This is a genomic window from Ruegeria sp. AF5 (genome assembly GCF_056541905.1).
This window is the reverse complement of the sequence record NZ_JBQFYZ010000002.1, coordinates 535,769-554,192: the sequence shown is the minus strand read 5'-3', so window position 1 is coordinate 554,192 and position 18,424 is coordinate 535,769. Positions and strand designations below refer to the sequence as shown.

Below are 18,424 nucleotides of genomic sequence, written 5' to 3'. Positions count from 1 at the left end.
CGGATCTTCTCCTCTGCCGAATGCTGGCGCCGTGTCTTCCTGCGGATGTCTTTGACAACTCTCTCTGCTGACGCTTTCTGTTTCCCGGATTTCATTCTCATCTCCACTCTCTGATGGTTACGATGAGCCTGAAATCCTCCGCTACGCAATCAACCTAGTCTGTTCCATGGGTGCTAATGGCGGACACTCGCCGCGCGACACATCCACCTTGTAGCCGCCGCTGATATCACGCCCGGCATCCATAATCTCGGTATTCATTGGAAAACCTCCGCGACGGGCGCCGGAGGCCTCTCCTCCAGCCTTCAACCCGTCACGGCCCTTCCCGCCCGCCTCTGACTCTCAAGACGTCGAAAAGCTGGCGCCAGCGACACCAGTGAGGGCAGAAAACCGCGAAACTTGGGGGGAAGTGGCGCACCCGACAGGATTCGAACCTGTGACCTTCGCCTTCGGAGGGCGACACTCTATCCAGCTGAGCTACGGGTGCAAACTGCTTACGCAGTGCTTACTTCAATTTTTCGCGGGATTAAAGCAAAGATCGGCAGCCCCGCAAACCACTGATCCGAAAAGTTTATTTTCACTCGTCTTTACAAAAGGGACCCTTGACATCAGCCTTCGGAGGGCAGCGCTCTATCCAGCTGAGCTACAGGTGCCTTGGCCGTTAGCTAACCTTGTTCCAATCCGGGTGCAACTGCAAATCGCGATTGCCGCACCCTATCAAGACCAAAATCAGGCAAACAGATCATGCGCCAATTCAAGCGCTTCGATCAGCGTATCTACTTCATCGGTAGTGTTATAGAGACCAAAACTGGCGCGGCATGTTGCCGTCACCCCCAGGTGGTCCATCAGCGGCCCTGCACAGTGGTGACCGGCACGAACCGCAACACCTTTCTTGTCGAGAATGGTAGAAACGTCGTGTGCATGGCCAGCACCGTCCAGCGTAAAGCTGAAAATCGCGGCCTTGTCCGGGCGAGTGCCCTGAACCTGCAACCAGTTCAGTCCGGTCAGACGTTGCATCGCGTAATCGCGCAAGCTGGATTCATGGGCAGCGATGTTTTCCATCCCCAGGTCCATCATATACTCCAGCGCCACGCCAAGACCGATGGTCTGAACGATCCCCGGCGTGCCGGCCTCGAACTTCATTGGCGGGTCATTATAGATGACCTGATCCTTGCTGACCTCTTTGATCATGTCGCCGCCACCGATAAAGGGGCGCATCTCGGCCATGCGTTCGGATTTGATGAAAATCGCACCCGACCCTGACGGACCATAAAGCTTGTGGCCTGTGATTGCGTAGAAATCGCACCCGATCTCTTCGACATTTACCGGCATGTGAACGGCACCCTGACTGCCGTCAACCAGAACCGGGACGCCCTTGGCATGTGCGCCATTAGTTATGGTTTTCACATCCACAACCGTACCCAGCACGTTCGAGCAGTGCGTCACAGCAACCAGCTTGGTTTTCGGCCCGATTGCATCGATTACCGCATGAGGGTCCAGCCCGCCCTCTGCGTCGACATCGACCCATTTCAGCACGACGCCCTGTCGTTCGCGCAGGAAGTGCCAGGGTACGATGTTTGCATGGTGCTCCATCACACTCAGAACGATCTCATCCCCCACTTCAAGTCGCGGCATAGCCCAGCCATAGGCGATCAGGTTGATCCCTTCGGTGGTACCAGAGTTCAGGACGATCTCATTCTCGTTCGATGCCCCCAGAAACCGCGCGATCGTGCCACGAACGGCCTCGTATTTCTCTGTCGCAAGATTGGACAGAAAATGCAGGCCACGATGGACATTCGAATACTCCTCGGCATAGGCCCGCGTCACCGCGTCAATGACCACCTGAGGTTTCTGAGCCGAAGCACCATTGTCGAGATACGTCAAAGGCTTGCCATTCACCTGACGCGACAGGATCGGAAAGTCAGAGCGGATTTTCTGCACATCATACATAAGAGTGGTATTCCTAGACGGGCCCGGTTGGGCTTAGAAACAGAACAAAAGGGATGGCGACAAGGGCTGACAACACAATTACCGCAAAGGATTTCCAGAGCGACCCGAGCTGATGCGCTTCGTTCAGAAAATGAAGCGTGACGTAAAGGCTCAGGATTGCTGTCGCCAACAATGTCATCATCATCAGGAACGGTAGGGTCAGGCTCAAGATCAGCGTCACGACCAAGGCGGCTATTTGCAGGAATTGCAGCCAGATCGTCAGAACCATCAGATCATCGAACCTCGCCAGACCTCCAAACATCCGCCCGACCAGCAGAAACGCGACAATGCTCAGCATCATGGCCCCGGCTGAGCGCACCAAAACCATGGGAATGCTTTCGAGCGCAGGAGAGGGTTGACCCGCCGCCACTGTTATCGACAGATCAATTCCCAATTGGACAACGCAGTTCAAAACGACCGCCAGCGCAAATGCCAGCCAAAGCACTTCTCGCCCCAGCTTGAGCGCCATCAGTTGTCGCGCCGCTTCGGACGGGTTCTTGATCGTCAAGGCCGCCAGATTTCCCAGAAAACTCGAATTCATGCGACGGACCTTTGCACTTGTCTGAAACCGGATACCCAGAACCAGACAAAAACAGCAACCCAGGCGAGACCTACAAACGTCAAGGTAGGCCCTGGCCCGATGAACCCGGCGACAAGGCCGTTCAGCAGAATCAGCGGCGCAGAGGATAACAGCGCCCAGAACAGTGCCAGGCGCGCACCATAAGCGCTTCCCTGCCCGCCAAACAGGCGTGCCGCCCAATGAGATACCTGTGCCAGCGTGTAAAAAACCAAGGGCAGAATGAACACTGATCCAAGCAGAGCACCACCCAGAAGCATATTCAGCTCAACGCCTTCCAGATGCGCTTTACGGGCAAGGCCAGGCATCTGGGCGATGAATGCCACCACACAAAAAGCCATGACAAAGATCAGCGCCCGGTCTTCTCGTTGGCCCATATCCAGAAGCCTGCGCACCACGCGCCCCGGCCCCCGGTACGTTGCTAGGATATCCGACGACAGGGCCATCAGCTTCGACGCGCCAGCCACCCTTCCAGACGGCTTACGATTTCATCTGCCAAAGCACTGTTTTCGATTTCGTCCACCGCTTCGGCCAGGAACGCCAGCGTCAACATGTTGGTCGCGTCCTTGACCGGTACACCCCGTGACCGAAGATAGAACAGCGCTGTTTCGTCAATCGCCCCCGAGGTTGAGCCGTGGGAACACGCCACGTCATCGGCGTAGATCTCTAGCTCCGGTTTGGCGAGGAACTGGCTGTCATCATCCAAAAGCAGCGATTGGCTGATTTGGTAGCCGTCAGTTTTCTGAGCCCCTTCCTTTACAAGGATCTTGCCCTGAAACACTCCGGTCGCACCGTTGCGAAGAACTTTCTTAAAGACCTGACGGCTTTCGCAATTCACCGCGTCATGGGTGATGAAAACCGTGTCATCATGGTGGAAATCACCATCCCCAACACAGGCCCCGGCCACATGCGCCACCGCATTGTCCCCGGTCAGTTCAACAACCTGTTCGTTACGGGTCAGCACCCCATTCGCCGTCAAGGTGAAGGACTTGTAGACCGATTCTGCCCCCAAACGCGTGAACATATGGGTCGCGGCGCGACGTTCATGGTCCCTGCCCTGCGCCCGCACATGATGCAGCGTCCCCTTGTCGGCAATTTCAATTTCCATGCATTTGTTGAAACGCGACGCCGCCGGGCCGGATTCAAGAATTGTCACCTCGGCCCCGCTTTCCACGCGAATAACGTGATGGAGGATCGCATCGGATGTCGGCGAGGCATGACGATAGATCAGGTTGATCGGTTTAGAGGGTTTGCCCGTAACGTGAATGGCAACGCCGTCCGACGCAAAGGCCGTGTTCAATGCAGCCAACGGACGTTGAACCGGGGACTGGCCACGCGCTTCCAGAACGCCATACAGGTCTTTTGCCCAATGAATGTCTTTGCAGCAGATGTCTTCAATCCGGTCGATCTTGACACCATCCAGCGACAGATCATCGGATTCCTCGGCGCTGAACACCCCGTCGACAAAGACTATTTTCAAACGGTCAAGGTCGTTGAAAAGTACCGGTTCATCATTGATAAACACCGCCGCAGGCAAAGCCTCGGCAGAAACCAGACTGTCGGGCTGAGTGTATTTCCAATACTCATCCCGGCGCCCCGGCAACCCGGATTCCAGAACACGCGCCAAAGCGTCTTCGCGTGCACCACGGGTGCAGCCCGCGTCAGGCATGGTCAGCGCAGCCAGACGCGCCTCGGTTGCGGTTTGTTTCGCTTGCGGCAAAGCCATCAGTTCACCTCGGCCAGAATGTCGGCATAACCGTTGTTTTCAACCTCAAGCGCCAGATCCGGGCCTCCGGTTTTGACAATGCGGCCATCGGCCATGATGTGCACGACGTCAGGTTTGATGTGATCCAGCAGGCGCTGGTAATGGGTGATGACCAGGAACCCACGGCCTTCGTCCCGCAGGGCATTCACACCTTCGGCGACCAGCTTCATCGCATCCACATCAAGGCCCGAGTCGGTTTCGTCCATGATGCACATCTTCGGTTCAAGCATAGCCATCTGCAGGATTTCGTTACGCTTTTTCTCACCGCCCGAAAAACCAACATTGACCGGGCGCTTAAGCATATCCGCGTCGATCTTTAGCGTCTTGGCCTTGGCACGCACTTCTTTCAGGAAGTCTGCGGCAGACAGTTCCTCTTCTCCACGGGCCTTGCGCTGCGCGTTTACTGCGGTGCGCAGGAAGGTCATGTTGCCAACTCCGGGGATTTCAACCGGGTATTGGAAGGCAAGGAAAACACCTGCTGCTGCGCGTTCCTCCGGTTCCATCTCCAGCAGGTCCTGACCGTCCAGAGTGGCCGAACCTTCGGTTACTTCGTACCCGTCGCGGCCCGACAGCACGTAGCTGAGTGTTGACTTGCCTGACCCGTTCGGCCCCATGATCGCGTGTACCTTGCCGGCTTCAACCGTCAGGTCCACACCCTTTAGGATCTGCTTGTCTTCTTCTTCAAGTTTCACGTGCAGATTCTTGATTTCCAGCATTTTTTGTCCTTTTGCGTATCGCAAGGGGCACTGTGACCCCGCATTGTTCTAGCCCAGCAATCTGCGGATCAGTCTGGCGAGAATCCAACCCAGGATTGCCCCGCCACCTACCGCCCAAACCGGGTTGATGAATTCCATGTAATGGGTGTTGACGTAGGCCACGCCAAGCAGACCGCCCAGAACCGGCAATGCGTACCCAAGCCAGGTCAGCACATTATCCTTACGGATGCGGGTTCCGGGTGACCGCGTCATCACCCAACCGAACCTTCAAGTGAGATGGCCACCAACTGCTGTGCTTCCATCGCAAACTCCATCGGAAGCGCCTGAAGCACGTCTTTGCAGAACCCGTTGACCACCAGAGCCACGGCTTCTTCCTCGTCCATGCCGCGCTGACGGCAGTAGAACAGCTGATCGTCATCCACTTTTGACGTCGTCGCCTCGTGCTCAACGCGGCTCGAGTTGTTCTTGACCTCGATATAGGGAACCGTATGTGCGCCGCATTTGTCGCCGATCAGCAGACTGTCACACTGCGTGTAGTTCCGGCTGTCCCTGGCTTTCGGGTGCATCGACACTAGCCCACGATAGGTGTTCTGGGCCTTGCCCGCGCTGATGCCCTTGGACACGATGCGCGACTTGGTGTTCCTGCCCAGATGAATCATCTTGGTGCCGGTGTCGGCCTGTTGATAATTGTTGGCAATCGCGATCGAATAGAATTCACCCTGGCTTTCATTGCCGCGCAGGATGCAGGACGGGTATTTCCATGTCACGGCCGATCCGGTTTCCACCTGCGTCCACATCACCTTGGACCGGTCACCCCGGCAGTCGGCGCGTTTGGTCACGAAGTTATAGATACCGCCCTTGCCGTTTTCGTCCCCCGGAAACCAGTTCTGAACGGTCGAGTATTTCACCTCGGCATCTTCTTCGACGATGATCTCGACCACGGCAGCATGCAGTTGTGCCGTGTCACGCTGGGGTGCAGTGCAGCCTTCCAGATATGAGACGTACGAGCCCTTGTCAGCAATGATCAGGGTGCGTTCGAACTGGCCCGTGTTCTCGGCGTTGATGCGGAAATACGTGCTTAGTTCCATCGGGCAGCGAACGCCCGGCGGGATGTAGACGAATGAGCCATCCGAGAATACAGCTGAATTCAATGTTGCATAGAAATTGTCCGATACGGGAACCACGGTTCCCAGGTACTTCTTGACCAGCTCAGGATGCTCTTTGATCGCCTCAGAGATCGAGCAGAAGATCACGCCTGCCTTTTTCAGTTCGGCCTGAAAAGTCGTGCCCACGGAAACCGAGTCAAACACTGCATCGACTGCCACCTTGCGGCCTTCGGCAGGTGCATCCTCAGCCCCTTCAACACCAGCCAGAATCATCTGTTCTTTCAGAGGGATACCAAGCTTCTCGTAAGTGGCGAGCAGCTTTGGATCAACCTCATCCAAAGATTTGGGTTTCTCTTCCATCGATTTGGGGCGGGCATAGTAATACTGGTTTTGAAAATCGATTGGCGGATAGTGAACCATCGCCCATTTGGGTTCTTCCATTTTGGTCCAACGCTCGAACGCGGCCAGACGCCATTCGGTCATCCACTCGGGCTCATCGTTTTTCCCCGAGATCAGACGGACGATATCCGGGTTCACGCCTTTGGGCGCGTATTCCATCTCGATATCGGTATCCCAGCCATATTTGTATGTGCCGACCTCGCGAACCGCGTCCACGGTTTCCTGATCGACACCTTCTTTTACCTGGGTCTGGTCCAAAGCGGCCATGACTTACCCTCCGTCAGATCACGCAGCCCGCGCGCGATGCTTTTTCTCTTTTTCAAGCCACGTTTCGGCGAAACGCAGCACATCTTCTTCAGTCGTCTCTGGCCCCAACGATACGCGGATTGCGCATGACGCCACCGTCTCATCAAATCCCATTGCCGTCAGAACCCGACTGGTTTTGACCTTGCCGCTGGAACAGGCGGATCCCGCACTGATGGCAAAGCCAGACAAATCCATCTGCATCACCTGCGTTTCGCCTTTCCAGCCGGGCGTCGCGAAACACAGGGTATTCGGGAGTCGCTCCTGATCTTTCCCGACAAAAATAGTAGATATTGCACCAGCCTCAAGGGCGTTTTCTAGAATATTTCTAAGTTCTCTGACTTTTTCCCATACTCCATCCGCCAGATCGCGCTGAGCAGCCTCGGCAGCCGCGCCAAATCCGGCAATGCCCACCACATTTTCAGTACCAGATCTTCGGCCCATTTCCTGTCCGCCACCGCTGGCCAAAGGTTCGATATCGATACCTTGCCGCAGGATCAAAGCGCCAACACCTTTTGGCCCGCCAATCTTATGCGCCGACAGGATCGCCATATCAGCGCCGCTCCAGGCGAAGGAAAATGGAATGCGTCCGACAACCTGCGTAATATCCAGCAACAGCCAGTCCGCGCGCCGCGCGCCATAGGGCCACTGGTTCTCAACTTTCTGTGGCGGCTGCGTGATGACTCCTGTTTCGGAGTTCGCAAGCCCCATCGCCAATATGTGCCCAGGGCCAAAGGGATGCTCGCTACAATGGGTCAGATCGAAATGCGACCACAGCGCATCGTGGGCAGTGCTGTCGACAAAGACGTCGCAGCCTTCGGGGCGATTTTGCAGAACCCGCGCCGCTTCAGTTGCGCCAGAGGTAAATATGACCTCTTGCGGACGGCAACCGACGGCCTCGGCGACCTGCGCCCGCGCGCGTTCGACCAGCGCTTTTGCGGCACGTCCTTCCGCATGAACAGATGACGGGTTCCCGACCACATCCATCGCCGCGATCATTGCCTCGCGCGCTTCGCGTCGCAGCGGCGTAGTCGCGTTATGATCCAGATAAACACGTTTCATGGATACATCTTTTCCTGCACAGAACTCATATGCATGTTCGACTTACCCAGCTCATTCATCGACGACGGAAAACAGGCTTGGAACTGCCGGGCAAGGCGCAAGGTCGTTTCTGATCACATCCGACAGGCGCGTCTGGTGCAGGAAGACATAAACATGCGCGCTCAGGCTTTCCCACAAGCGGTTCGTCAGGGATTGCGCCCTGCTACCCGATGACGCACCGGATGCTCCGGCCCCTTTTTGCAGCGCATCAACTGTCTCATCCACAGCGGCCAGAACCTCGACCACGCGAATCTCGGACGCGGGGCGTGCAAGACGATACCCCCCTCCGGGCCCACGGACAGAAGCAACCAGTTCCGCGCGACGCAGCTTGACGAAAAGCTGCTCAAGATACGGCAGAGAAATGTCCTGCCGTTCCGAGATTTCGCCCAGGGTTACCAGCCGGTCTGTTGGCTGAAGCGCAATATCCGCCAAAGCGACCATCGCGTAACGCCCTTTGGTTGAAAGCTTCATGCCCTGCCCCCTTTTAGCCGGATCTGCGCGAAATCATTGACGCCGACGCTGCCAGTGCGTATCTCCGACTGACAGCGCGATTGCGCCAAGCAATGTAATTAGAACCGTTCTAAGGTGTCCGACGATTATAGTCAAGTATATCCGGATACCCGCACGAAAATGACAGGACCAAAGCACACATGCCCGAGGTGATTTTTCCCGGACCCGAAGGCCGCCTGGAAGGCCGTTACCACCCGCAAAAGGAAAAAGACGCACCGATCGCTATCGTGCTTCACCCGCATCCTCAGTTCGGCGGGACCATGAACAACAAGGTGGTCTATAACCTGCACTATGCCTTTTACAACATGGGCTTCACAGTGCTGCGCTTTAACTTCCGCGGCGTCGGTCGCAGCCAGGGCGAATATGATCAGGGCGTAGGCGAGCTGAGCGATGCGGCATCTGCGCTGGATTACCTTCAATCCATGAACAACAACTCGAAACACTGTTGGGTTGCGGGCTTTTCGTTTGGGGCGTGGATTGGAATGCAGTTGCTGATGCGCCGCCCCGAAATCACGGGTTTCATCAGCGTGTCGCCGCCTGCCAACATGTATGACTTTTCCTTCCTTGCGCCCTGCCCGTCTTCGGGCTTGATCATCAACGGATCGGCTGACCGTGTGGCACCACCAGCGGATACCACCGCGCTGGTCAACAAGTTGCACGAGCAAAAAGGGATCACGATCACCCATAACGAGGTTGAGGGCGCGGATCATTTCTTCCAGGATCGCCACATGGACACGCTGATCACAGATGTCAGCGACTATGTGAAACGTCGGCTGACTGAGAACACCCGCTAATGTCCGACACCATCACATCGCTCGCGGCCAAACTGGCCGAAGATACGATGAAGGTCATGGACGAAACCGGCGAAGACCGGTTCTTTGTGGAAGTGGGTGAAGTTCTTGGTGCGGCGTCTCAATCTCTGGAAGAGGCTTTCCTGACAGAAATCCGCGTGCGTCTGGCTGAACGCAAGGCCAGACAATTCGTGATCAAGCGCCTCGCTTCGCATCGCGCGAAACTCAAGGCGATTGAAAAGCAATGACCGATCGCCTGGTTGCGCAGGTCGCATTTCTGAAACGGGCCGACAATCTGAAACTGGTCGAGCGGGCAAATGTCCTGCTTGACCAGTCAAGGCCCGAAAACTCCGCCGAACACAGCTGGCACTTGGCTTTGTGGGCAATGGTCATGGCGCCACTGGCCGGGCCGGACATCTCGGTCGACCGGGTCATCCGCATGTTGCTGCTGCATGATCTGGTCGAGATCGTGACAGGTGATCACCCGATTCACCTCAACACGGATTGGGATACCGTGGCCGAGGCTGAACAGGCCGCAGCACAGGAATTGTTTGGCCTGTTGCCCGACGAACAGGCACAGGAATTTCTTTCTCTCTGGCACGAATTCGAGGCGGACCAGACCCCGGATGCCCGGTTCGCCAAGATTCTGGATCGCTGCCAGCCGCTGTTTCAGGTTCTGTGCGCCACCGACCCGCGACACGATCATGTGGAAATTGCGCGGTCGAACCTGGCGGGAGGGCGCGCAGCTTACCTGGCCCATGCGTTTCCACTGGCCCATCAGCATGCCACAAACCTCTTGACCAAGTCCGACCCTCAGGATGACGCATTCACGAAAAGATTGGCGTTTCTCACAGAAGCGGACCAGTTGAAATCCGTTCTGCGCGCGTCACGCCTGATGGCCAGTGACCGGTTCGAAAACTCGGCGGAACATTCGTGGCATGTCATTCTCTACGCCTGGGTATTGTCGGAATACGCGCATTCGGATGTTCAAGTGGACCGAATCCTCCAGATGTTGCTTTTGCACGATGTTGTCGAAATCGACGCGGGCGACCACCCGATCCACGGACATGTCGACCACGCGGAACAAGAAGCCAAGGAACAGGCCGCCGCCAAACGACTGTTTGGCCTTCTGCCTGACTGTCAACACAGGTCATTTACTGAACTATGGCGCGAGTTTGAGGCGGCTGAAACCCCGGAAGCCAGATTTGCAAAGGCTGTTGACCGGTTTCAAACACCCATAGCAAATCTGGAAACAGGTGGCGGATCATGGGTCGAATACAAAGTAAAATTCGATCAGATTGTAACACGTGTCCGACCAGCTATTGCAGCGGGAGCACCTCAGCTGTGGGACTGGCTGCAACCGCAACTGGTTGTGCATTTTGAGAATGTCGAAACACCCGATCCTCAAACATAAAAAAAGGAGCCTGAAGGCTCCTTTTTTCTTGCTTGGTTTCTAGCGGCGTTCAAAAAACACTACTACCATCAAACTGTTGAACCAAGTTGGCTGCATTCACTTCGACGGACCCCCCGTCAGCAAGCCACCCAATCGCCACTATCAGACCCGAAGCAAATATGATTGATTTCGCAAATAACGTCATCGCTCAAAACTCATTAACAAAAATAAAAAATATAGGGCGAATATTACATTCATTCGATTGAAAAAACAGTCAGGTATACCTGACCCAAGGTAATCTTGTAGACTGCATGGCGGTCGACGTATTTCACTCACGAAAATCGCCACCAAGCCGCCCGACCCACCCTTTTCGAGGTACTCAAATGCCCCAAGCCTATCTGTATCTGTTACTGGCAGTGCTGGCGGAAACCATTGGCACGACGGCCTTGCAAGCCAGCCAGCAGTTTTCGCGGTTCTGGCCATCAGTGATCGTTGTCGTTGGGTATGCGTTTGCGTTTTACCTCATGGCGCTAACGCTGAAATTCATGCCTGTCGGTATTGTTTATGCAATCTGGTCCGGTCTCGGTATATTCCTGATCGCCGTGATCGGATTCATCGTGTTCGGCCAAAGGCTGGACTGGCCTGCGATCCTGGGGTTGACGTTGATATTGTCCGGAATCCTGATCATTCACCTCTTTTCAAAGACTGCCGGGCACTGAAGGCCGGTTAGGGCTGGTATATTTTGCCGCGCCGCGTTATGCGCGCGGCAACTTCCCGTTCAAAGGCTGACCTCTCATGGACCTGCGCAACATCGCAATCATCGCTCACGTGGACCACGGCAAAACGACCCTGGTGGACGAGCTGCTCAAACAATCCGGTGCATTCCGGGAAAATCAGGCCGTCGCGGAACGCGCCATGGACAGTAACGACCTGGAGCGTGAACGCGGCATCACCATCCTGGCCAAGGCCACCTCGGTTGAGTGGAAAGACACGCGCATCAATATTGTCGACACCCCTGGCCACGCCGATTTCGGCGGCGAGGTCGAGCGCATCCTCAGCATGGTCGACGGTGTTGTTCTTTTGGTGGACGCCGCAGAAGGCCCAATGCCCCAGACCAAGTTTGTAACGTCCAAGGCACTGGCGCTGGGCCTACGCCCGATCGTGGTTCTGAACAAGGTCGACAAGCCGGATGCCGAACCGGATCGCGCGCTGGACGAATGCTTTGACCTGTTCGCCAACCTCGGCGCGGATGACGACCAGTTGGATTTCCCTTCAATGTACGCCTCGGGCCGTTCGGGCTGGGCGGATATGGAGCTGGACGGCCCCCGCAAGGACTTGAGCGCGCTTTTCGACCTGATCGTCGATCATGTTCCTGCTCCGAAGCAGGTCGATCACAAAAATGAACCCTTCCGGATGCTGGCCACGACACTGGGCAGCGATCCCTTCATCGGCCGTATCCTGACCGGCCGTGTGGAAAGCGGTACGCTGAAGGCTGGCGACAGCCTCAAGGCGCTCAGCCGCGATGGTTCGGTCATCGAAAACTTCCGCGCCACGAAAATCCTGGCGTTCCGGGGACTGGCCCAGCAGCCCATTGATGTGGCCGAAGCAGGCGACATCGTGACCATCGCTGGCATGAGCAAAGCCACCGTAGCGGATTCACTGGTTGCCCCTCAGGTCACTGAGGCCCTGCCCGCGCAGCCCATTGATCCACCGACCATTACCGTGACCTTCGGTATCAATGATTCTCCGCTAGCAGGCCGTGACGGCAAAAAAGTTCAATCACGCGTCATTCGAGACCGCCTGATGAAGGAAGCCGAGTCGAACGTCGCCATCCGTGTCACCGACACCCCCGGCGGCGAGGCGTTCGAAGTTGCGGGCCGCGGAGAGCTGCAAATGGGCGTTCTGATCGAGAACATGCGCCGAGAAGGCTTTGAGCTTAGCATCTCGCGCCCGCAGGTTCTGTTCCGTGAGGAAGACGGGCAGCGGCTTGAGCCCATCGAAGAAGTCACCATCGACGTGGATGACGAATATTCTGGTTCCGTTATCGAAAAGATCACCGGCGCCCGCAAAGGTGAACTGGTCGAGATGCGCCCGGCTGGTACCGGCAAGACGCGGATCATCGCCCATGTCCCGTCCCGTGGTCTGATTGGTTACCACGGCGAATTTCTGACCGACACGCGCGGTACCGGTGTACTGAACCGTGTGTTCCACGATTGGGCGCCACATAAGGGGCAAATTCCGGGCCGTCGCGCAGGCGTTCTGATCTCGATGGAGAAAGGTCAGGCTGTGGCTTATGCGCTGTGGAACCTGGAAGAGCGTGGCCGTATGTTTGTTGGTCCGCAAACAGACGTATATCAGGGTATGGTGATCGGCGAACACTCGCGTGACAACGACCTGGAAGTGAACCCGCTCAAAGGCAAGAAGTTGACAAACGTGCGCGCCAGTGGATCCGACGACGCGGTCCGCCTGACGCCGCATATTCAGTTCTCACTGGAAGAGGCAATTGCCTATATCGACGATGATGAACTGGTGGAAGTCACACCAAACGCGGTACGCCTGCGAAAGCGTTTTCTTGACCCGCACGAGCGTAAGCGGATGGCCAAATCTGCCTAGAACACCCTCAGGTTGCAAACTGACCAAACGGAAACAATGGCATTAGTGTGGCATATTTGCTTCCAATACGACAAAAGACGAAATCAGAAAAACCGGGCTCACTGCCCGGTTTTTATTTGAAAACTAACACCTTTCTCCGCATGGTTGAAGATTTCTGACACAAACCACACCAACAAGATATTGTAGGCGCCCTCGAATTATGGTCAAAACACGTCAGAAGTGTGACGTCCTTCACAAACACCGATACGGGAATGGTGCATAGAAGGACGTAGTTTAGTTATCGAGTTCCAAGGAGTTCAAAATGGGTAATAGAGCTCGCAAGTTTCCATTGTTTTTTATTGCGACAACTTTTCTGCTTTCACCTGCCGGTGAAACCTTTGCCGCTGGGACATGTACGGTTGCAACAGCACGGCAATCCGCTGCGTCCGCTCAGGTTTTGTGCGAATGCGATGCTGTGACATCCGGCATGATCCGCTACATTCAACGCCGTCATGACTTCGATCAAATCCTGGCGCGCGTCGGTGCAGAATGCGCCCCGCTGGCAGGTCTGCTAAGTGACTTCCCGACCGCATCGATCGGTGTCTCAGACCAGAGATCCGGCGACGGACCTTCCCAGGAAAATGGCACGCCCCCCAATGGTGGCGGCGGTAACCCAACCGGTGGCGAAGAGCCTGGTGGTGAAGAACCAGGTGGCGAAGAGCCCGGTGGTGAAGAACCCGGTGGCGAAGAGCCCGGTGGTGAAGAACCCGGTGGCGAAGAGCCCGGTGGTGAAGAACCCGGTGGCGAAGAGCCCGGTGGTGAAGAGCCCGGTGGTGAAGAGCCCAGGGGTGAAGAGCCCGGTGGGGAAGAGCCCGGTGGTGAAGAGCACGAAGAAGACTGATAAAGACGAAACCGAGTACCAGCGAACCGGCCCTAGGAACGCGGAGCATATTCGATAGAAAAAACTCTGCTGGTCGAGGCTTCGGGGCTGGAATACGTCGATACGCAAAACGTTCGGATTAATCCGTCCAAGCGTAAGGTCAAAGACTACACTCTTGGGCGCAGACCAAATCTGCGTCCAAGGGTAAGATTTTGGGTAGGTAAATATACCGCTGAGGTCAACTGCGCCCGTAAACGCCGACCCATTGACTGGGCCGCTTCGGATCTTGCATGCGCAGGAACAAATAGCGCGTAGCTGTCCAGGGTTTGATCCGGTTTGTGAGATTGTCCAAGATCAGGTCGCCCTGCGCCGAGCGGTAGACCAGAACCGCATGAGGCGTCCGGCGTGTGTCCAGAACGGTCGCAATCAAAAGCTTACTTGGATCAACCCCGGCATGGATCAGATCCCTTTTCTTCAACAATGCAAAGTCTTCACAATCACCGCCTCTGGGTGTTGGCAAGGCCCATCGCTCACGCGTTTTGTACTGGGACTGATCCGTAACTTCCCGGGTCGACGCGTTTACGCGGCGATTCACTTGATTTACCACCGTCAGCTCTTGGTGGCTGGACAACGTGACCGAGCGTTTTGCAGTGCAAGCCCAGTTATATTGGTTGCATAGGTTGATTGCGCCTGAGGGCGGAGGCGAAGACGCAACGATAGGGATAAAGACGCCGTCGGATGCCTGCGCGACAGGTGCGGAGGCGATTACGCCGATACATACGGTGCAGATACCCACTGCGCGCGCCGCAGCCGATGCAAGAGCGGCAACACACCTCTTGGCTAAATTCGCGAATGAAATCATGCGAGTTCCCCGATCCGATGTTCTTCGAACGATTGCATGTCCAACTGCACCACATTCTGTTTCTTGAAACTATCTGTGATCAGGCGTTTCGCGCAATCTTTTGAGAACCTGCAAAGGAAACGGGGCGAAAATTCGTCCGAGAATCTGACAATTTCACGTAAGAATTTTGTTGGCGCGGCCACAATTCTGCCAGGACCCATTCGACAGAACAGGAGCATCAAAGGGTAAGTGATTGAATTAAATCAATTAAACAAAAAACAGCCCGCTGTCGCGTGCTAATCAGTATCAACCAAACATGACATAAGCCGAATCTTGCTTATTCACTGCCGGTTTTCTTGGAAATATCAGCGCCTTGGACGCAAGGCCCATATGTCACTCGGTGATTTCCACCACAACCAGTTCACGCTCACTTGCGCCGCGCGCGTGATTCAGGGCCTGCTGGTACTCATCCGAGTTATAGCATTCAACCGCAGCCTCCAGCGTTGGGAAGCGCGCCACTACGTTTCGTGGACGTTCCTTACCTTCCAGCTGAACGTACCGTGCAGCACGGGCGATAAACTCGCCCCCGTGCTTGGCGATGGCCGGTCCGGCCAGTTCCGCGTATTTGCCGTAAGCCTCAGTGTTCGTCACCGTGACATGCGCAATCCAAAGAGCAGCCATATTAACCTCCCAAAACCTGTTGTGCGGCCTTGATTGCCGCATCTGCATTTGATGCATCCTTGCCGCCGCCCTGGGCCATATCAGGACGACCGCCGCCGCCTTTTCCGCCCAACTCGATTACCGCAGCTTTGACAAGATCCACCGCCGAAATCCGTCCGATCAGGTCTTCTGTCACACCAGCCGCAACGGCCGCCTTGCCGCCCGTATCCGCAATCAGCAACACCGCACCCGATCCAAGGCGGCTTTTGTGTTCGTCGATCAACGCGGGAAGGTCCTTGCCTGAAACACCGCTGAGCGCTTGTGCCAGGAATTTCACACCGTTTACATCCCGCGCCTCGGCATCACCGCCCTGACCGGCCCCGCCAGCCATAGCCAGATCCCGGCGCAACTGAGCCACTTCGTTCTGCAAGGCCTTGCGTTCGTCCAGAAGGCTTTTCACGCGCGCCACCACGTCGTCCGGTTGCGCCTTCAGTTCCGATGCCACCTGAGCCAGACGTTGATCCTGTGCCGAAAGATAGCGGAAGGCCTCATCCCCGGTCAGCGCTTCGATCCGGCGCACACCTGCACTGCTGGCGCTGTCACCCAACACAACAAAGGTGCCGATATCACCTGTCTGGCGCACATGTGTGCCGCCACAGAGTTCTATCGACCACGTATCGCCGTCATGGCCTTTGCCTGTTGGTGCCTTGCCCATGGAGACGACACGAACCTCGTCACCATATTTCTCGCCGAACAGGGCCTGCGCGCCCAATGCGCGCGCGTCGTCGGGTGTCATGACCCGGGTTTCAACAGTCGAATTCTGGCGGATGAAATCGTTCACCTCACGTTCGACTTTCTGGATTTCCTCCAGGCTCAGCGCTTTGGAATGACTGAAGTCGAACCGCAGACGATCCGCCGCGTTCAGCGAGCCGCGCTGCGCCACGTGGTCACCCAGCGTTTCGCGCAGGGCTTCATGCAGCAGGTGCGTGGCCGAGTGATTGGCGCGAATGGCGGAACGGCGGGCGTGATCAACCTCAAACTCTACCGCGTCGCCCTTGCAAACAACGCCGCTTTGAACTGCTACCTTATGAGCATAGACCTTGCCGTCGGCAAACTTCCTCGTGTCCTCTACGCGGCTCAGGTGATCGCGATCCTCCAGCCTACGCAACGCGCCAGTATCGCCGACCTGACCGCCGGCCTCCCCGTAGAATGGGGTCTGGTTCACGACGACCCAACCGCTGCTGCCCGCGTCGATCTTGTCAACCAGTGCGCCATCAACAACCAAAGCGGCAACCTGCGCTTCGGCTTTCTCGGTATCGTAGCCCAGAAAATCCGTCGCACCGGCGGCATCCAGCACATCAAACCATACAACCTGATCCGCTGCTTCACCTGACCCGGCCCATGCGGCACGTGCCTTGGCCTTCTGTTCAGCCATCGCGGTGTCAAAACCGTCCGTGTCGACGCTCAGGCCCTTTTCACGCAGCGCATCCTGCGTAAGATCCAGTGGGAAGCCATAAGTGTCGTAAAGCTTAAAGGCCGCTTCACCTGACAGGGGTGCCCCCTCAGAAAGCCCTGAAACCTCATCATCCAGCAACTTCAGACCACGGTCCAGTGTCTGCTTGAACCGGGTTTCTTCCAGCAGCAGCGTCTCTTCGATAAGCGGTTGCGCCTGTTTCAGTTCAGAATAATGCCCGCCCATCTGCTGCACCAGCGTAGGCACCAGGCGATGCATGACAGGATCCTTGGCGCCCAGCAGGTGCGCATGGCGCATGGCGCGGCGCATGATCCGGCGCAGAACATATCCCCGGCCGTCATTGCTGGGCATCACACCGTCTGCAATCAGGAACGAGGTCGACCGCAAGTGATCCGCGATCACCCTGTGATGCACGTTCTGGTCGCCATAGGGGTCGACACCGGTCGCATCCGCCGAAGCCTCGATCAGGGTTTTGAACAGGTCGGTGTCGTAATTATCATGGCTGCCCTGCAACAGCGCCCCAATCCGTTCGAGCCCCATACCTGTGTCGATCGACTGCATGTCAAGTTCGACCATCGAGCCATCTTCGAACTGCTCGTTTTGCATGAAAACGACGTTCCAGATTTCGATGAATCGGTCGCCATCCTCCTCGGGTGATCCCGGAGGGCCGCCCCAGATGTGATCGCCGTGATCATAGAAGATCTCGGTGCACGGGCCGCAAGGTCCGGTCGGACCCATCTGCCAGAAATTGTCATTGGTGGCGATGCGAATGATCCTGTCCTCGGGCACACCGACCTTTTTCCAGATTTCAAAGGCTTCATCATCGGTATGATAGACGGTGGTCAACAGGCGGGTCTTGTCGATACCGAATTCCCTGGTGATCAGTTCCCAGGCAAAAGGGATCGCTTCATGTTTGAAGTAATCCCCGAATGAAAAGTTTCCCAGCATCTCAAAAAACGTGTGGTGACGCGCCGTATAGCCAACATTGTCAAGATCGTTGTGCTTGCCGCCCGCACGCACACATTTCTGGGCCGTGGTGGCGCGTTTGTAATCGCGGGTTTCCAGACCGGTAAACAGGTTCTTGAACTGCACCATGCCTGAGTTCACGAACATCAGTGTCGGGTCATTGCGCGGCACCAGCGGGCTGGACGCGACGACCTCATGCCCTTGTTTTTCAAAGTAGTTCAGAAAAGTCGATCGGATGTCGTTCAGGGTTGGCATAGGGCTCTCTCGGCGCACGTATATCTTGGTCTCCGTTGGTTTAGCCCCCTGTCAGGTGAGTGTCCACAGCAGAGGCACACAGGAACGAAACAAGGCGACCCGATCAAGC

At 56.3% G+C, this 18,424-nt stretch carries 18 protein-coding genes and 1 tRNA gene; 6 read left to right on the top strand and 13 right to left on the bottom strand.

The window, feature by feature from the left end:
- Nucleotides 1-407: 407 nt before the first annotated feature.
- The 10 genes from ACR0DS_RS06225 to iscR all read right to left on the bottom strand — a co-directional run bounded on the left by ACR0DS_RS06225 (nt 408) and on the right by iscR (nt 8,424).
- Nucleotides 408-484 (bottom strand) — tRNA-Arg (locus tag ACR0DS_RS06225).
- Between the two features lie 242 nt (nt 485-726).
- Nucleotides 727-1,947 carry a cysteine desulfurase gene (locus tag ACR0DS_RS06220; protein ID WP_480557849.1) on the bottom strand — a complete coding sequence of 407 codons (1,221 nt, stop codon included), beginning with the start codon at nt 1,945-1,947 and terminating at the stop codon, nt 727-729.
- Nucleotides 1,948-1,960: 13 nt separating this feature from the next.
- Nucleotides 1,961-2,527 carry a YIP1 family protein gene (locus ACR0DS_RS06215; protein WP_480557851.1) on the bottom strand — a complete coding sequence of 189 codons (567 nt, stop codon included), beginning with the start codon at nt 2,525-2,527 and terminating at the stop codon, nt 1,961-1,963.
- Nucleotides 2,524-3,009, bottom strand: coding sequence for a YIP1 family protein (locus ACR0DS_RS06210; RefSeq protein WP_480557853.1), 486 nt, complete (start codon nt 3,007-3,009; stop codon nt 2,524-2,526). Before ACR0DS_RS06210 ends, ACR0DS_RS06215 begins: the two co-directional genes overlap by 4 nt.
- A complete protein-coding gene (locus tag ACR0DS_RS06205) occupies nt 3,009-4,289 on the bottom strand; it encodes a SufB/SufD family protein (protein WP_480557855.1) in 1,281 nt (426 codons plus the stop codon). Before ACR0DS_RS06205 ends, ACR0DS_RS06210 begins: the two co-directional genes overlap by 1 nt.
- A complete protein-coding gene (gene sufC, locus ACR0DS_RS06200; protein ID WP_480485611.1) occupies nt 4,289-5,044 on the bottom strand; it encodes a Fe-S cluster assembly ATPase SufC in 756 nt (251 codons plus the stop codon). The genes ACR0DS_RS06205 and sufC overlap by 1 nt, the downstream gene beginning before the upstream one ends.
- 48 nt (nt 5,045-5,092) lie before the next feature.
- The gene (locus tag ACR0DS_RS06195) at nt 5,093-5,296 is read right to left on the bottom strand and encodes a hypothetical protein (protein WP_480480885.1); all 204 of its coding nucleotides are present in this window, start codon (nt 5,294-5,296) and stop codon (nt 5,093-5,095) included.
- Entirely contained in the window at nt 5,296-6,816 is a 1,521-nt protein-coding gene (sufB, locus tag ACR0DS_RS06190; protein ID WP_480480883.1) for a Fe-S cluster assembly protein SufB, read from the bottom strand. Before sufB ends, ACR0DS_RS06195 begins: the two co-directional genes overlap by 1 nt.
- A gap of 18 nt (nt 6,817-6,834) precedes the next feature.
- Entirely contained in the window at nt 6,835-7,914 is a 1,080-nt protein-coding gene (locus ACR0DS_RS06185; RefSeq protein WP_480480881.1) for a cysteine desulfurase family protein, read from the bottom strand.
- A gap of 51 nt (nt 7,915-7,965) precedes the next feature.
- The gene (gene iscR / locus ACR0DS_RS06180; RefSeq protein WP_209596301.1) at nt 7,966-8,424 is read right to left on the bottom strand and encodes a Fe-S cluster assembly transcriptional regulator IscR; all 459 of its coding nucleotides are present in this window, start codon (nt 8,422-8,424) and stop codon (nt 7,966-7,968) included.
- A gap of 179 nt (nt 8,425-8,603) precedes the next feature.
- On the opposite strand from iscR, the gene ACR0DS_RS06175 reads away from it, so the two are divergent.
- The 6 genes from ACR0DS_RS06175 (at nt 8,604) to ACR0DS_RS06150 (ending at nt 14,140) form a co-directional block, all read left to right on the top strand.
- Complete coding sequence (locus ACR0DS_RS06175) at nt 8,604-9,257, top strand: alpha/beta hydrolase (RefSeq protein WP_170424714.1); 654 nt, start codon at nt 8,604-8,606, stop codon at nt 9,255-9,257.
- The gene (locus ACR0DS_RS06170; protein ID WP_267366187.1) at nt 9,257-9,502 is read left to right on the top strand and encodes a hypothetical protein; all 246 of its coding nucleotides are present in this window, start codon (nt 9,257-9,259) and stop codon (nt 9,500-9,502) included. The genes ACR0DS_RS06175 and ACR0DS_RS06170 overlap by 1 nt, the downstream gene beginning before the upstream one ends.
- Nucleotides 9,499-10,668: an HD domain-containing protein gene (locus ACR0DS_RS06165; protein WP_480557857.1), complete on the top strand. Its 1,170-nt coding sequence runs from the start codon at nt 9,499-9,501 to the stop codon at nt 10,666-10,668. The genes ACR0DS_RS06170 and ACR0DS_RS06165 overlap by 4 nt, the downstream gene beginning before the upstream one ends.
- Nucleotides 10,669-11,030: 362 nt before the next feature.
- Nucleotides 11,031-11,366, top strand: a complete 336-nt coding sequence (locus tag ACR0DS_RS06160; protein WP_267366185.1) for an SMR family transporter — start codon at nt 11,031-11,033, stop codon at nt 11,364-11,366.
- A gap of 76 nt (nt 11,367-11,442) precedes the next feature.
- Nucleotides 11,443-13,260, top strand: coding sequence for a translational GTPase TypA (typA, locus tag ACR0DS_RS06155; protein ID WP_267366184.1), 1,818 nt, complete (start codon nt 11,443-11,445; stop codon nt 13,258-13,260).
- Between the two features lie 301 nt (nt 13,261-13,561).
- Nucleotides 13,562-14,140 (top strand): hypothetical protein, encoded by a 579-nt coding sequence (locus tag ACR0DS_RS06150; RefSeq protein ID WP_480557859.1) that lies wholly within the window; start codon nt 13,562-13,564, stop codon nt 14,138-14,140.
- 217 nt (nt 14,141-14,357) lie between these two features.
- Here ACR0DS_RS06150 and ACR0DS_RS06145 read toward each other — a convergent pair whose 3' ends face one another.
- From ACR0DS_RS06145 to alaS, 3 genes are all read right to left on the bottom strand, one after another.
- Nucleotides 14,358-14,981: a transglutaminase-like cysteine peptidase gene (locus ACR0DS_RS06145; protein ID WP_480485607.1), complete on the bottom strand. Its 624-nt coding sequence runs from the start codon at nt 14,979-14,981 to the stop codon at nt 14,358-14,360.
- Between the two features lie 372 nt (nt 14,982-15,353).
- Nucleotides 15,354-15,641, bottom strand: coding sequence for a DUF1330 domain-containing protein (locus tag ACR0DS_RS06140; RefSeq protein ID WP_480480870.1), 288 nt, complete (start codon nt 15,639-15,641; stop codon nt 15,354-15,356).
- 1 nt (nt 15,642) lies between these two features.
- Complete coding sequence (gene alaS / locus ACR0DS_RS06135) at nt 15,643-18,315, bottom strand: alanine--tRNA ligase (protein ID WP_480557861.1); 2,673 nt, start codon at nt 18,313-18,315, stop codon at nt 15,643-15,645.
- Nucleotides 18,316-18,424 lie beyond the last annotated feature (109 nt).